General features: G+C 30.8%; 13 protein-coding genes. 6 read left to right on the forward strand and 7 right to left on the reverse strand.

What is annotated here, in order from left to right; all coding sequences use genetic code 11:
- Nucleotides 1-87: 87 nt before the first annotated feature.
- Nucleotides 88-636: a TetR/AcrR family transcriptional regulator gene (locus BK821_RS00815; protein ID WP_046835769.1), complete on the forward strand. Its 549-nt coding sequence runs from the start codon at nt 88-90 to the stop codon at nt 634-636.
- A gap of 79 nt (nt 637-715) precedes the next feature.
- Here the strand turns inward: BK821_RS00815 and tcaB are convergent, their stop codons facing one another.
- From tcaB to tcaR, 3 genes are all read right to left on the reverse strand, one after another.
- A complete protein-coding gene (gene tcaB, locus BK821_RS00820; protein ID WP_046835770.1) occupies nt 716-1,930 on the reverse strand; it encodes a putative multidrug effflux MFS transporter TcaB in 1,215 nt (404 codons plus the stop codon).
- Between the two features lie 265 nt (nt 1,931-2,195).
- Nucleotides 2,196-3,581 (reverse strand): membrane-associated protein TcaA, encoded by a 1,386-nt coding sequence (gene tcaA, locus BK821_RS00825; protein ID WP_046835771.1) that lies wholly within the window; start codon nt 3,579-3,581, stop codon nt 2,196-2,198.
- A gap of 347 nt (nt 3,582-3,928) precedes the next feature.
- Complete coding sequence (gene tcaR, locus BK821_RS00830; RefSeq protein ID WP_483316218.1) at nt 3,929-4,390, reverse strand: MarR family transcriptional regulator TcaR; 462 nt, start codon at nt 4,388-4,390, stop codon at nt 3,929-3,931.
- A gap of 223 nt (nt 4,391-4,613) precedes the next feature.
- On the opposite strand from tcaR, the gene BK821_RS00835 reads away from it, so the two are divergent.
- Complete coding sequence (locus BK821_RS00835; protein ID WP_071330982.1) at nt 4,614-5,585, forward strand: YdcF family protein; 972 nt, start codon at nt 4,614-4,616, stop codon at nt 5,583-5,585.
- A 120-nt stretch (nt 5,586-5,705) separates the two neighbouring features.
- Here the strand turns inward: BK821_RS00835 and BK821_RS00840 are convergent, their stop codons facing one another.
- Nucleotides 5,706-6,374, reverse strand: coding sequence for an ABC transporter ATP-binding protein (locus tag BK821_RS00840; RefSeq protein ID WP_046835773.1), 669 nt, complete (start codon nt 6,372-6,374; stop codon nt 5,706-5,708).
- Nucleotides 6,374-7,426: an ABC transporter permease gene (locus BK821_RS00845; protein ID WP_046835774.1), complete on the reverse strand. Its 1,053-nt coding sequence runs from the start codon at nt 7,424-7,426 to the stop codon at nt 6,374-6,376. The genes BK821_RS00840 and BK821_RS00845 overlap by 1 nt, the downstream gene beginning before the upstream one ends.
- Before the next feature lie 155 nt (nt 7,427-7,581).
- Here BK821_RS00845 and BK821_RS00850 point away from each other — a divergent pair, with 155 nt between their 5' ends.
- Together BK821_RS00850 and BK821_RS00855 are read left to right on the forward strand one after the other, a co-directional pair.
- The gene (locus tag BK821_RS00850) at nt 7,582-8,256 is read left to right on the forward strand and encodes a response regulator transcription factor (protein WP_046835775.1); all 675 of its coding nucleotides are present in this window, start codon (nt 7,582-7,584) and stop codon (nt 8,254-8,256) included.
- Nucleotides 8,249-9,616 carry a HAMP domain-containing sensor histidine kinase gene (locus BK821_RS00855; RefSeq protein WP_046835776.1) on the forward strand — a complete coding sequence of 456 codons (1,368 nt, stop codon included), beginning with the start codon at nt 8,249-8,251 and terminating at the stop codon, nt 9,614-9,616. The genes BK821_RS00850 and BK821_RS00855 overlap by 8 nt, the downstream gene beginning before the upstream one ends.
- An 83-nt stretch (nt 9,617-9,699) precedes the next feature.
- Here the strand turns inward: BK821_RS00855 and mqo are convergent, their stop codons facing one another.
- Nucleotides 9,700-11,181, reverse strand: coding sequence for a malate dehydrogenase (quinone) (gene mqo / locus BK821_RS00860; protein ID WP_046835777.1), 1,482 nt, complete (start codon nt 11,179-11,181; stop codon nt 9,700-9,702).
- A gap of 417 nt (nt 11,182-11,598) precedes the next feature.
- On the opposite strand from mqo, the gene BK821_RS00865 reads away from it, so the two are divergent.
- Nucleotides 11,599-12,759 (forward strand): glycosyltransferase family 4 protein, encoded by a 1,161-nt coding sequence (locus tag BK821_RS00865; protein WP_046835778.1) that lies wholly within the window; start codon nt 11,599-11,601, stop codon nt 12,757-12,759.
- A gap of 129 nt (nt 12,760-12,888) precedes the next feature.
- On the opposite strand, the gene BK821_RS00870 is transcribed toward BK821_RS00865, so the two are convergent.
- Nucleotides 12,889-14,490 carry an L-lactate permease gene (locus BK821_RS00870; protein WP_046835779.1) on the reverse strand — a complete coding sequence of 534 codons (1,602 nt, stop codon included), beginning with the start codon at nt 14,488-14,490 and terminating at the stop codon, nt 12,889-12,891.
- Between the two features lie 296 nt (nt 14,491-14,786).
- Here BK821_RS00870 and BK821_RS00875 point away from each other — a divergent pair, with 296 nt between their 5' ends.
- Nucleotides 14,787-16,472, forward strand: coding sequence for a CDP-glycerol glycerophosphotransferase family protein (locus BK821_RS00875; protein ID WP_046835780.1), 1,686 nt, complete (start codon nt 14,787-14,789; stop codon nt 16,470-16,472).
- Nucleotides 16,473-16,511: the final 39 nt, after the last annotated feature.

Genomic DNA, 16,511 nt, shown 5'->3' on the forward strand with positions numbered 1-16,511 from the left:
ATAGAGACATGTAAAATAAAAAAACACCAACACATCATTAAAATGTGTCGGGTAATCATCATAAGTTGTTTTTTTGAAGGAGAAAAAATGAAACAGAATGCCAAAAATAAAATTATCAAAAATATGATTATCCTCTTAGAAGAGCAACCTTTTGAAAATATTACTATTAAAATGATTTGTGCCTATAGTGGTATTAACAGAACTACATTTTATGATTACTTTTTAGATAAATATGATCTGCTGTCTACAATTCAAAAACATCATTTACAGAAATATACCCATTTATTAAATGCTTTATACTTTAGCTATGATAAGTCAGAAATCAATCACTATAAACTATATAAATTCTTCAAAGTTATACTATCTTATATTAGTCGTCATTATGGTTTCTTTCATGCCATTTTAGTCGCTCATCCAAATCGAGATTTATTCTCTGAATACATTCAAACTACCAAAGAAACTTATACAAAAATGTTAGAAGACTATACGACTGTATTAAATAAGAAGCAAGTCGTCATTTATGCTGTGGGTGGACAAATCGGTCTTGTCTATTATTGGATTCGCGAAGGTTGTCCTGAATCTGAAGATGAATTGGCACAAATTTTACTATCTAATACGATTAAAATGAGACGCTAGTTGATACCAATAAAAGTATTTAATCAAAAGCATCCAAAAATAAGACCACTCAGATTTTTGAGTGGTCTTATTTTTCTAATTATGTTTGTCGAGGCACGTGTCTAAATACAAAATAATTCAATGTTTGTAAACTAATTAATAAAATACCAGCAATAATAATGATTGTAATATAAGGCATATAGCTTTCTTCCCCCATCATACCTACAAGCGGGGAAACAAGTCCACCTAACAAAGATTGAACTAATCCTAATAAACTAGAAGCACTTCCATTGCCACCTGTGCGTTCTTCCATAGCAATTGAAAACCCTAAGGTAGCCACACCTGTCACAGGTGCTACAAGAATAATAAAACTTATAAATAACAACCAAATCGATAAATGTGATAATAAAGTCAACACGACCAAAACAACACCTAGCAATTGAATCATCGTTAATATCCGTAACAATACTTGCCTATCAATATAATCCACTAACTTCCCTGTCAGTTGACTCGAAAATATAAGACTAATGCCAATAGCTGCAAACATGTAACTAAATTGTTGTGCAGTCATTCCATATATATTTTGTGTAATAAAAGGAGAAGCCGAGATATAACTAAACAACATAATAAATGTTACACCCTGTATTAACATTGGCAATACAAATCGAGGTGTAATTAATAATTGTTTGAAACCTTTAAAAATTCTACCAAGATGTGGACTGTCGCGATGATCAGTTGATAGTGATTCTTTAACCTTAAATATAGAACCACACAGCATTAACAATCCAAATATTGTTAGTATGACAAAAACCATACGCCATGTTGAAAAAGTTAAAATGATTCCGCCCAAAGCTGGCGCAAGGACTGGGGCAACACCATTTACCAACATGAGTAATGCCAAAAATTTAGTTAATTGCTTTCCACTATATAAATCACTTGAGATTGCTCTTGAGATTACAGCAGCTGCACCTCCGCAGAATCCTTGCACAAAACGAAGCGCAATCATCAACCAAATATTGTCTACAAATATAATACCAATACTAGCTAACGTAAATAATAACATTGCTATTGCTAATGGTTTTTTACGTCCGATTCCATCAGATATTGGTCCAACGAATAAGTTACCTAACGCTAAACCAATCATAAATAAAGAAAGTGTCAGTTGTGTATTTGAAGTTGTCGTGCTAAAATCCGACTGTATTTGGGGCAAGCCAGGTAAGAACATATCGATAGATAATGCTCCTATAGCAGTCAGCGCTCCTAATATAATAATAAACAGTAATGACTGCTTATGTTGTTCTTGATTGTTAGTCATACTCATGCTCCTTGAATTTTATAGTGGACTATTTATTTAGTTTTTAGAGTTATATCATCTACAGATGATTACTCACTTTTTAATACGTTCTTCATTTAGGTAAGTTATTTTCTTTGTATGTTGCTATAATTATAGCTTTTGCCAGAACAATTTTAAATAGCTTAAAGTAGATTACTTATAAAACATAAAAAAACACTAAGCAAATTTATAAAATGCTTTGCTTAGCGTCTTTAAGTTCTATTCAAATATAATCTGCTGAGATAATTTATTCTGAGTATTTCACTACTTTTAAATTACTTGCATTATCATTGCCCTCTAATTGGTAGTCCACTTTACCATATTGGCCATCCGATTTAATCGTTTGTGCAGTAACATAAAACGTTTTACCTTGCTTTACAATTTCAGTAATTTGCGGTTGTTGGAAATATGTTAAAGTTTGTGACGTTACGTTATTTTTAGTTTCTTTGTAGCTTTCCGTATCTTTCTTTAAATAAGAAGAAATTACTTTAAAATCACTTTGACTATATGCATTATTCAGCGCCGAAGTATATTTCCCGAAAAAATTAGTCACTTTATTTCTAAAGCTATTTTCTTCTTTTTCCTTTTTTTCGACATACGTTTTAATCTCATCACTATCAAAATTCAAAGTGACATGCGTTTGATCTTTAAGATTATCCGTTTTAACTATAGTTTCACTTGATTTAAATGTTTTTTTCTTCGCTTGGCCTTCTGCAGAAATCGTTAATTCTTTTGTTTTTGGATATGGTCCAATTTCTTTAGCCTTTTCATAATCAAACATTTTATCATTTATTTTAATTTTAAGCGTACGTTTATCTATTTCACTCGCACCACTTAAATCTATCAAGACATGAGCTTCATTAAAATCTTCATTAACTTCTATTGTTTCATTATTACTATCATTAAAGTTAAACTTAAGTTCACCATTAAACTGGCCATTAGCCATTTCTTTCTTTGCTTCAAGTATGTAACTACCTGGAATAAAATGACCTAAGGACGTTGCTTTATTTTTATCTGCAATAACTGTTTTTTCTTTATCATCAGCTTTAAATTTATACTTTGTATCGTACTTGGGCTTTACAATTGCCTCTTTTGTTGGTGCAGTAAAATTCATGTTATTAAATAAGAAATAACGTCTCCCATTTTTACTGATGCGCAATACTTTTTCCCCATTTTTAGCTGTGACAAAATTCGCTTCTTTATTCTCACTCTTATTTAATTGTTTAATTTGACTATTTACATCATTCACAAAGTTTTTCATGCCAACTTCTTTTTTAATATATTTAGTATAAGCCTTAGCCTCATTTTCATCTACACTATTGTCTTGTGTGCTTAATAGCGTGGCAAGCTTCTGTGTATCATTGTTATCTACTGCATTTATTAAGATTTCAGATTGTGCTTCAGGTGAATTGAAATTTTTCAATAAAAAGAAAATAATAATGAGTAGTATAATGATAAAGAATGCAATTCCCCAAGGAATAATTTTACGTGCACTAATGTTTGTGGTTTTATTACCTTCTTTAGATGCTCGTGTCATTTTTTCAGAGTCATTTTGACTAACCTGATACCCACAATGACGACATAATTTCTGTCCATTTCTCATGTTTCCCCCACACTTAGGACACTTTTGCATTTTATCACCTCTTCATACTTACATTTTTTACACCATCACATTATTTTAACATAACATGGGTTGAAACCATATGATTGTATTAACACTGTCACAGTTGAAATAGTATTGTAATTTGGAGAAACTTCACCTATTTTATTTCTATATTTTTAATTATATAAGGCGTCATAAAAAATAGATATACATATTTAGTCTAATATGGTTGGCCCTATAATGCTGATATCATCAGTAAATAAATAACCTCAAAAAATACCACTTCTACTAACAATAAGAAGTGGTACTATATCGTAATAATCTATATACATACTCACATAAATGACTAAGTATTATTATAGCTTTTTCAAATTGTTTTACAAATGGCCTCCAACATTAAAATTCTTCAAACGTTGGTCTATAACTTCTAATACGGAACGAGCTTGTTCAATTTCATCTTCGGATAAATCATGTAGAATATCACTTACGATGTTACTTATTATAGACTTACTTTCACGGTTAAACTGTTTTCCTTTTTCAGTCAATTTTATATACTTTAAGCGTTGATCTGCACTTTCTTCAGACTTATCCCACTGAACTAATTCTGCTTGAATTAATTTTTTAATCCTTCTACTGACAGCAGCTTTATTCACGCCTTGTCTCTCAGTAATTTCTGTTAAAGTCATTGCCTTTTCTTTTTCTAACATTAATATAACGTTCGCTTGCTCTTTTGATATATTATAAACCTCGCGTAATTCTTTTAATAATTTAGCTAACAATGTATTAACATCATTGATAAATTCTCTCATAAATTCTATATGATCTTTTATATTTTTCACCGTATTTGCACCTCTATCATCCGACTAAATACAATTCGTTTTTTGATTATTCAATATTCATATTAATATTATCAATATTCCCATCTTTATAAAAGGTAGAAATTTCAGAACTTTCACGCTACAAAACGTTGCTCAAACAAAATACGTGTAATAACATAGATACATTTGATTAATTCAAATCTTTACTCTACATTTAATATACAATAAAAAATCGGGGTGTAACATGGACATTTTGTCATTATTTTGCTGTTTAATTATTCTAATTCATTTCGTAGCCCTATATTTAAATTTAAAATATTCGGCAAACATCCGTTTCTTTATTTCCCAGGCAATATTAGGTTATATAGTTATAATATTGAATATCGGATATCACACATTACCACTCTATTTAATCGTTGCCATGGTTATAGGTTGTTTATTACTTCACTTTAAACATAAGCACTTATTCCAAGAACGTCAAAGTGTACTATTTATAAAACGTTTATATATGCTTATTTTTAAAGTTATTATCTTTATGGTGGCATGTGCTTATATTTCCTTGATTCCAAATGCTATCAACATCATATTTTTATGGCTATCTGCTATAGCTTTAAGTGCACTTTATACTTTTCTGTGCTTTATATCTACTTCTTCACGTTATCTAAATACCAATCATATCAAACACTTTGACATAATTTTCGTCTTGGGAGCAGGTATATTTAGTGAACAAGTCACACCTATGTTGGCCAATCGTCTTGATCAAGCATTAACACTCTTCCGCCAACACCCTAATGCACATTTTATTGTGAGTGGAGGCAAAGGTAATGATGAACCTATTTCAGAAGCGTTAGCTATGCGTCGTTATTTAGAAGCACAAGGCGTTGACTCATCACGTATATTAATGGAAGACCAATCTACCAGTACCTATGAAAATATTAAATATACAAAAGCACTTATAGCGCGCACCTATGATATTACACCAAACATCGTCTGTATAACTAGCCAATTTCATATTATGCGTGCCTTGCGATTCGGACAAAAATTAAATCTTAAATTAAATGGTGTCGGCAGTACTACGCCTTATCATTTTTTTGAAATTGCATTGATTCGTGATTTTTTAGCCTTAATGTATCAATATAAACTTTTATTGACCATATATTTTGCCTCATTATTTTTAATCTGTGCACTTACATTATGGTATATACCGAGATTTTAATACTTAAACTATAAATAAGAGGACAACCAGATTGAACTGGTTGTCCTCTTATTAGTTTCTAAACTTTATGCCTTAATATATTCTTTTGATATTTCTAATGTTAAAGTGCTAAGTTATAGTTTATGAATTTACAATAACTCCATCATCTAATTCTATAACTCTATCTGCATAATCAAATAATCGCTTATCGTGTGTAATCATGATTCCAATCATTTTTTTATTTTGAATTTGCGATTTTATCATTTCTATAACTTCTGTAGCTCGCTTAGCATCTAAACTTGCTGTTGGTTCATCTGCAAGTATAATTTTAGGATTATTCATAAAAGCACGCATTATTGCTACACGTTGCTTCTCGCCTCCCGATAACATATGAGGGAAAACGTTCAAGCGGTGTGCCAATCCTATTTGGCTTAATAACATCTCCGCTCTTTGTTCCGCATCTTTTTTTGACATGCCCGCTTCTTTTCCAATCGTTGTCAATTGCGCTTTAACTTTTAAATAAGGTACTAAGTGTGAAGATTGGAATATAAATCCAATCTCATTTAATCTTAAATCTGCCGGCTTATTTTTAACAGAATATAAAGGCTCATCATTATATACAATGTCTCCACTATCTTGTGAAAGTAACCCACCCAAAATAGTAAGCAAAGTAGTCTTACCTGAACCTGATGCACCATTAAGAATTACAAATTCTCCATCATTCACTTCAAAATTTATACCTTTTAATACAGTCGTTTCTGACGTTCCTTTACCAAATGATTTTTTTATGTCTTTAACTTGTAGCGTCATTAATCTGCACCTCCGATTGCTTCAATAGGATCTACTTTGAATAATTTAATAAATGATAATGCTGCTCCAATAATTGCAACAATAATGAATACAGCTACAACTAACAATAGATTTGAAAGTGTAATATGAAATGGCATTGTTACTGGCATCACTAATGATAAACTACTGACAATTCCAACAGATATTAGTACACCAATCATTGTTGTAATTAATATTTGGATAACTAAAGCGCTCAGTAAGTGTTTTGTTTTAATACCTATAGCTTTTAAAATACCTATTTCTGATATTTTTTGAATCGTCATTACGTAGAAAAATGCACTCAATACAATTGCTGATATTACAAACAGACTGACAATCATCATGTTTAATGGCGACTGTTCTGCTTGATAACTTGCAATTTCACTTGTAATTTCATCTTCACTGAACGTTTTTACACCAGCCATTTGGTCTATCTCTTTTTGTTGTTTCTCTGATAAATCTTTTACAGGATACACTGTACTTACTTGTTCATTTAATTTATCGAAACCAGCGTTATTCATCATCACGACTGAACTATGTGAATACATTGTATCATCAAGAATACCCGATACTTTTAATTTTTTGCCGCCTTTAACTTTTACAGTATCTCCAATAGTAATACCACCAGCAGTTAATTTATTGTTTAGCGCAACTTCATTATTATCAGTTGGATAACTACCTTCTTTTAATTTTGGCTTTTCATTATTAACAGTATTAGTCATGATTACATCTTCTTCACTTTTATCAATATTCAATGTCTGAGAAGCTAACTTTAATGGTTTTTGATCAGTAATATCTTCTATTTTCTTTTGTTGTCCTGGCTTAATTAATGATTTTTCAATTTGCGGTTTCTTATTATCTTGTAATATATACTTCTCAGTTTTCATGTTATCTAACATCGATACGTTTTCTCTTGCTAACCCTTGTGCTAATCCACTTATAAACAATACCATTATACCTAGTAGTAAAATGATCAACATGATTAATATAAAACGGAACTTATAAAATTTAATTTCTTGCCATGCTAATTTCATTATTGTTTCTCTCCTTCTCTAAAACTTATAAATAGAGTTTAGGACACTTATATGAACTCAATATGAACAACAATACATTTTTCTACTTTTCAAAATTTGTTATGTACAAAAGTAACGTTTATAATAGCTATAAAATGACTAAGGAGACCTTATACATGACAAGTTGCCTAATCGTCGACGATGACATTAAAATTTTGGAGTATGTTTCAAATTATATTAGTCGTGAAGGTTTAAAAACTATTACCCAATCCAGTGCAGAAGATGCCTTAACTTATCTTGAAACTCAACAGGTAGATATTGCAATCGTTGATATTATGATGGGAGGTATGAGTGGTTTTGAACTTTGTAAATTATTAAAAGAAGACTATAAAATCCCTGTTATTATGCTAACTGCACGTGATGCACTCAGTGACAAAGAACAAGCATACTTTTCAGGCACCGATGATTATGTCACTAAACCTTTTGAAGTCAAAGAACTTATCTTTAGGATTAAGGCAGTACTTAAGCGTTATAACATCAATGCAAATAACGAAATAACTATTGGTAATTTGACATTGAATCAATCATACCTTGAAGTAGCATCTGCCACAAAAGCAATGAATTTACCAAACAAAGAATTCCAATTACTTTTTTTACTTGCTTCACATCCAAAACAAGTTTTTAATCGTGATGATTTAATCGAAAGAATTTGGGGATTTGATTACGAAGGAGATGAACGTACTGTCGATGTACATATTAAACGTCTTAGAAAAAGGTTAGAAAAACTAGAAGCCTCTGTAACAATTCATACCGTTCGTGGCTTAGGTTATAAGGTGGATGATTATGTTTAAATCACTCTATACGCGCATTGCAGTTTATACAGTTATGGTTATGTTATTTAGTGCGATTGTCAGTTTCTTATGTACTAATATTATTTATCACAACCATTTAAAAGCTAATAATGACGCTAAAATCATGCGTACTTTAAAAGATTCAAGTACATATCAAAAAGAATCTAGTATGCACAATTTACCAGCATTTTTTCAACATATGGGCGAAATGAACTATCAAGTCATGACTGTTTCTGAAAAAGGCAAAAAATCCTTTTACGGTACTGCTTTTAGAAAAGATAATATTTCTAAGCAAGAAATACAATCTGTATTACAAGGTCATGATTATCATGGAATTAAAAATCTCCCTTACAATCCTTTTGTAACTGGTTTTTTCGAAAATACCACTAAAAATACAGTAGGTATTACTTTTAATCAAAATAATGAAAAGACTGCGGTGTTTATGCGACCTGATATAGGCAAAACATTTAGTGAGTTTAGAATATTTTTAGCTATTTTAATTACTTTATTGCTTATATTTTCAATTATATTAATAATTTCTTCAACTTATTCGATTATTAAACCGATACAGCAATTAAAACAAGCAACTAATAGACTTATGCAAGGCAACTTTGACACTTCCATTAACATTACACGCAAAGACGAGTTCGGTACGTTACAATATCGTTTTGACAAAATGCGCCTCTCACTCAAACAACTTGATGATATGAGACAACATTTCGTTCAAAATGTATCACATGAAATTAAAACACCATTAACACACATCCATCACTTACTTGATCAAATGAAATATGCAAAATCAAGTACAGAACGAAATCAATATATTGGTGATATATATCAAATCACAACACAATTAAGCGAGTTAACTAAAGAATTATTGTTACTTTCAGAAATAGATAATGGCGCGCATTTAGAGTTTAAAGATCACATCACTTTAAATAAACTTTTAAAACAAATCATCCGTCACGAACAATTTTTAGCAAATCAAAAAGATCTCATCATTATGTCCGATTTAGCAGATGTACAAATTATTGGCAATGAACGATTACTATATCAAGCATTTCAAAATTTAATAACTAATGCGATTAAATATTCAAAACACGGTGGTACCATTGAAGTTACACTCAAACAAAATATTGATACTATCATTTGTACAATTACTGATGATGGACAAGGTATGACAGAAGAAACACAAGCACATTTGTTTGAACGTTTTTATAAAGCAGGTAATAACGATAATAGTAACGGTTTAGGCCTCGCTATTGCTAAAGCCGTTTTTGAACTTCATGGGGGAAGCATCAGTGTGAAGAGCAAAAAAAATAATGGAACTACATTTTCTATCAGTATAGATAATCAATAAAAAAGCGCACCCTTCTTTTAGAAATACATCTAGAAGAACGGTGCGCTTAATACTGTATTGCTTTTATTATTAAATAATTAAAATTAATCTATTTTTAAATATTCTTTAATTTCTTTATTAACCTGCGTGTAGAGTGCTTCATTTTCAGATAGTTTCATACCATACGAAGGAACAAGCGTCTTGATTTTTTCCTCCCAAAGTTGGAATTCATCCTTATAACAACGCTTAAGTAAATCAAGCATAATATCTACAGCAGTAGAAGCTCCTGGTGATGCACCTAATAAAGCCGATAATGATCCATCTTCTGACGTGATAACTTCTGTACCAAACTGTAAGGTACCTTTACCACCATTTTCAGTATCTTTAATAACTTGTACGCGTTGACCAGCAACAACTATTTCCCAATCTTCAGTCTTAGCATTTGGAACAAATTCACGTAAATCTTCCATGCGCTGCTCATTAGATAGCGTTAGTTGTGAAATTAAATATTTTGTTAAATTCATTTCTTTAATACCTGCAGATAACATTGTAATAATATTATTAGGCTTAACAGATTTAATTAAGTCTAAATTTGATCCAGTTTTCATAAACTTAGGTGAGAAACCAGCAAAAGGTCCAAATAACAATGTTCTTTCTCCATCAATGTAACGTGTATCTAAATGCGGTACTGACATTGGTGGCGCACCTACTGAAGCTTTACCATAAACTTTTCCAAGATGTTTTTTTGTAATATCTTCATTTTTACAAACTAAGAATAAACCACTAACTGGGAAACCGCCTATGTGCTTAGATTCTTTGACTCCTGTTTTTTGTAGTAATTGTAAACTCGCGCCACCTGCACCAATAAATACAAATTTACTTTCAACAACCGTAACTTTGTTTGTTTTTAAGTCTTTTACTTTAACTTCCCAAAGCCCATCCTTACGTTGTTTCAAATCTTCTACTTCGTGTTCATAGTTTAATTCAACCTGTTTCGTTTCAAGATTTTTAAATAATTTTTTAGTTAATTCACTAAAATTCACATCTGTTCCAGTTTTATCATATGTAATTGCCATAGGAATATGAGACGTGCGCCCTTCCATTATTAATGGCGTCCATTCAGCGATTTTCTCTTTATCATCTGTAAATTCCATATTATTAAACAAAACGTTTTTATTTAGTCTATCCACACGTCTTTTCAAGAAATCTACATTACGCACCCCTTGAACAAAACTCATATGCGGTACCGGTTTAATAAATGATTCTGGACTATCAAGCTGACCATCTTTAACTAAGTAACTCCAAAATTGTTTAGAAATTTGAAACTGTTCATTAATTTTTACAGCTTTACTAATATCTATTGATCCGTCTTTATTTTCGTTTGTATAGTTTAATTCACATAATGCAGAATGCCCTGTCCCCGCATTATTCCATGCATTAGAACTTTCTTCAGCTGGTGTAGCTAATCTTTCAAACACCTTAATTTCTTTATCGGGTGCAAATTCTTTTAATAAAGTTCCTAATGTTGCGCTCATAATACCGCCACCAATTAAGATGACATCTGTTTTGCTATGTAGTTTACTCATAACAAACACAGTCCCCCTTTATATATGTTTATAGATACGTTATCTTCATCTACTTAAAATTAGAAACCAATCTATTTTTCATAGAATAAAGCGTTTTCTATAACTAAAAAATAAAAAACTTTTCAACGCTATTTTCATCTTAAAGAACAATGTCATAACGATATAAACCTTCTTAACTACTCTAATTATATACGTTATTGCCCTATGAAAAAAGGGATTTCAGTAATTCTACACAAATTTTGTTAATATGTGTTAACTAGCATCGAAGCCATTCGTCCACCTACGATTGCGTCAAAGATTGATTTCATCCTATTTACCATGCTAAAGTGTATCTTTTTTGATGTTATAAGGTGCTTAAAAACATTTCATGCTATAATGTATTTTAATTTAAGTTTAGACAATTTTGGAGGTTTTCTTATGAAATCAATCACATTTTTCATGCACAATGTTTACGCTATGGGAGGTACGGTTAAATCTATTTCGCAATTAGCTAACACACTCGCAGAAAAAGGACATAGTGTAGAGATAATCTCAGTATTTAAAGGAAACGATCGTCCCTATTTTGATCTTCATAATTCTATAAAGATAAAACCTTTAATTAATTATCAATTACATCCATTAAATATTAAAGACCTTGTATTTAATCGCATTAGCAAATACACATCATTTTCTAATCCTCGTCTGCTCTCTCAATATGAGCCAGGCATCAACCAATTCTCGCATTATATTGAAAAAAAAATGATTAAAGCAATTCACAAAGTGAACACTGATGTAATTGTTGGAACAAGAGCAAGCTTTAATATTTTAATTGCAAAATATGCTGGCAAATCTGTAGATAAAGTTGGTATGGAACATATGAATTTGGATGCACATCCTGAGGCCTATCAACGCGAAATCTTAAATGCATATACTTATTTGGATAAAGTAACAACACTTACTTCAGCAGATCAACAAAAATATCAAGCGTATATCCAAACTCCTGTGTTTGTTGTGCCAAATATTTTAAATGAGCCGAGATTCAATAAAACTAAGGAAAAATTAATTACTGCTGCGGGCCGTTTGGAATTTGAAAAGGGATTTGATTTACTAATTAAAAGTATTAATCCCATTCAACAAATTGTTCGGCAGTTCGGTTATCAAGTGCATATATATGGTAGTGGTCAAGAAGCAGCTGAATTACAACAACTCATTGATCAATATCAACTGCATGACATTGTAAAATTACAAGGATCAACACAACAGTTAAATGAGAAACTATCTATTAGTGAAATTACTGTCATCCCTTCTCGAAATGAAGGATTCGGAATGGTTATTTTAGAAGCAATGAACCAAAGTAATATTGTCGTTAGTTTTGATGGTAACGTAGGTCCTGATTCAATTATTAAAAACAATGTGAATGGTTACTTAGTAGAACATGATAATGTCGATGCGCTATCAAATAAATTACGTAGACTGATTAATCAAGAATTTAAAGAAACTGTAATTATTCATAATGCCTATCAAACAGTGAAAGCATATGCACCAGACGCTATTTATCAAAAATTTGAAACACTGTTAAATTATAACGCACCACATTAAGTAAAATTTTATAAGCGAAAGTATTTTCAGCATTGTTAAATTATCATTAAACACAGCATATCAAGTGTCTTTGAATAATTTAAATAACGCAAAATACTTTCGCTTATTTTAATGACTTATAAAATTATTTTAAATCAACAAGTTTAAGATGAATGTCCAAATACAAATGAATATTAATAATGCAAAACTATAGCGTAATGTCATTTTTAACAATTCAGATTCTTTACCTACTTGTTTAACTGCCGCTGTCGCAATTGCAATAGATTGCGGAGAAATTAATTTACCTGATACGCCCCCGACAGTATTAGCTGAAACTAATAAAGAGCCGTTTGTACCTATATTATGGGCAACCGCAGCTTGGATAGGTGCGAACAATGAATTATTATTTACAACTGACCCTGTCATAAAGACACCTAACCACCCAAGTACTGGAGATAGTAGTGGAAATACATTTCCAGTTTTAGCGATACTTTCTCCTAATATTGAACTTAATCCAGCATATGTCATTAATTTTGAAATAACCAATATAAAACATATTGTTAGAATAGATAACCATAATTCTTTAAATGTTTCTTTAAATAAACGACATGCATCTAAAAAATGAACTTGTTTAGACAACAATAAGGTAATTAATATAACAATTAAAATTGCTGTGCCCGTTTGTCCTACGATATTCAATGGCAATACAATCGCTTTGTTAGCAACCTCGCTATAAGTTCCAGGCACTGTTATATTTGCTACTAAATGTGCAAGCGCTCCGTTTGGCTCAAATAAACTTTTAAATTGAGGTGTGCTCCAAATCATAACAATAACTGTCAAAATATAAAAAGGACTCCATGCGTACATTACTGATTTAAATTTATGTTTTACTACTGGTTCTGGCTTAACATCTTTTTGAACTCTGAAAATATGTTTGGGTTGGAATCTTTTAGAAAATAATGCTAATGCTAGCATGGATGCTAACGGTGGAATGATGTCCGCTAATTCAGGTCCAATAAAGAATGTAATCACGCCTTGTAATATTGTATACGTACTGCCTACAACTAATATTGCAGGTAATGTTTCCTTGATACCTTTAAAACCATCTACTATCCATATTAATAAAAATGGAATAAACATATTAATGATTGCTAAAGTCAGTACGGACATTTGTGAAACAGCCATACTTTTAATATCTCCAGTTAAATTAAGTGAATCTATGACTGATACCGGTAATCCAATTGCGCCAAAAGCACCTGCTGAAGCATTAGCAATTAGACATAACATAGCTGCTTGTAAAGGACCAAATCCAAGTTGTGTAAGTAATAATGCACATATAGCTATTGGAACCCCAAATCCTGCTACGCCTTCTAAAAAACCATTAAATGCAAAAGCAATTAACAGCAACTGAATACGTTGATCTTGTGAAATACTAGAGATACTGTCTTTAATTGTATGAAATTGTCCAGTTTCATTTGTTATTTTGTAAAGTAATACTGCCATGATTACAATATAACCAATTGGTAATACGCCTTGAAAAAATCCTTCCACAAATGCTCCAGATGCAATCCCAATTGGTAATTTAAAACATGAAATCGCAATGATTAAAGTTACAACTACCGTAGTAATAGCCCCATATATACCTTTCATCTTAAAAACTGTTAAACATAATAAAAATAAAATAATTGGAATTGCTGCCACTATACTAGATAGCAACATGTTGTTAAAAGGGTTAAAATTATCTACAAACATTTTGACTCACTTCCATTTTCTATATTTATTTATATCTAGCTAGAATATGTAAAAGTTATTGTGAATTATTTCACAATTAGATTATATCACTTTTAACGCTAAAAACAATATGTTTTTTAAAATTCACATTAACTTTTTTACTTGTTTTATATTGTGAATAGTTTCAATAAATTAGACATTTATGTTATATAATCTTGTGTTTTAATTTTTTCTTTTTCCAGTTATAAAGGATTCTTTTATCTAAAGTATGGGACGTGGTAAAATAAAGGGAACAACTATTGAGTAGAGGGATATTAATGATAAAACAAATTGATTTAGATTCGTGGGACCTTTTAGAAGATCAACTTCAAAAAGCATTTTCAGAAGGGTATTCACATATTGTACTAACAAATAATAATATAAAAATATATAAAAATATGATGGCTCATGTGCAATTAGAACCTTGTACTATTGTTCCTGATTATACGATTCATCAACAATATTTAAATGACTGTCGCTATTTCGGTAAAAAAAACATTACTTTTAATGACTGGATTGAAAATATCAATCATTACCCAAATATCATCTTTCATATCGAAACTACCCAATCCATATTAAGTAGTTTTAAGGTCAATCATTTATTCGATTTAGCATTGCTATCTTTGCTACAAGATGAAGTAATCACAGATAGTCATGTTGTCTTTGATTTCTCTTCAGAACTCATAACGAGTAAAGAAGTTTGGAAGGATATACATCGATTCGAACCATTAAACACTACAGCTTTTAATTTGAATAAGCTAGCTTACGCACATAAACATGCATTGCCATTTAAATCTAGTGAAACACTTTCACCAGAACAAATGCGTTTTACTGATAAGTTATTGAAGTCCACAGGTTTTAAAGTTCCCCACTGGATTTTCAACTCAATACATCATCACTTTGTGAAAAAACATCGCGCATTAAGCTATATTTATGAAAAGGATACTTCAAAAATTAAGAATCATATCGTATTTTTAGGTTTTGATTATGGTTTTAGAGGTAATTCACGTTATTTATTTAACCATTTTGCGAAGCATTTTACGAAATTGCCGATTTATTTTATTACTGCTGACGTAAACGGTCCAAATTTTATTAAACCAGATGATCCAAAAGCCAAAGAAATTATTGAAAGTGCACGTGTAGTCATTTTGGAAAGTTATATTCCAGATAATTTAAAACCTAACGGCACAATTATACAACTTTGGCATGGTACTCCAATAAAGAAACTTTTCCTAGATAGTCGAGAACCACAACAAAATTTGAATATATATAATTATCGTGCAAGAAAATATAACAAATGGTTACATCAAGATTATTTTATAAGTGATTGTGAAGATATTATTGATTATTTTAAAACAGCATTCCCACAGCAACATACACATATATTAAATTGTGGGTATCCAAGAATTAGGTACTTATTAGATAAACAATCTGATCAACCATACCTGTCATTCATCAAGCAAGAGCTAAAACTAGATACTAATAAACCAACTTTACTTTACGCACCAACATGGAAAACTGAAACCAACGAATCTGATTTATTACCTATCAGTGATGGGTTACTTAATAAATATAATGTTATTTTTAAAGGTCATATTGAAGATAACTCTGACTATATACCTGAAAATGCTATCCTTGCTCCTGCCCATATTGAGGTCCAAGATTTATTATTAGTTTCGGATATCGTTTTAACAGACTATTCTTCTATTATCTTTGATGCATTAACTATTGATAAAATTGTGTGTCAGTATACACCTGATCACGAAAAATATATTTCAGAACGAGGTGTATATGAGGATGTCATGCACTCACTTGCTACAGTAAGATATAGTGATTCAAAAGCATTGCTCAATGATTTAATCAGTCATCAAATGAAAGACATCCACACTAGTGCATTTGTCAATAAGGATAATCATGCCTTCGAAACACTTTCCCATATAATAAAAAAATGTATTAACACTTAACAATTTTATTGCTTTAATAAGACTAAAAATTATGGCTAC

Source organism: Staphylococcus sp. LCT-H4, from assembly GCF_001866145.1.
GTDB lineage: Bacteria > Bacillota > Bacilli > Staphylococcales > Staphylococcaceae > Staphylococcus > Staphylococcus succinus.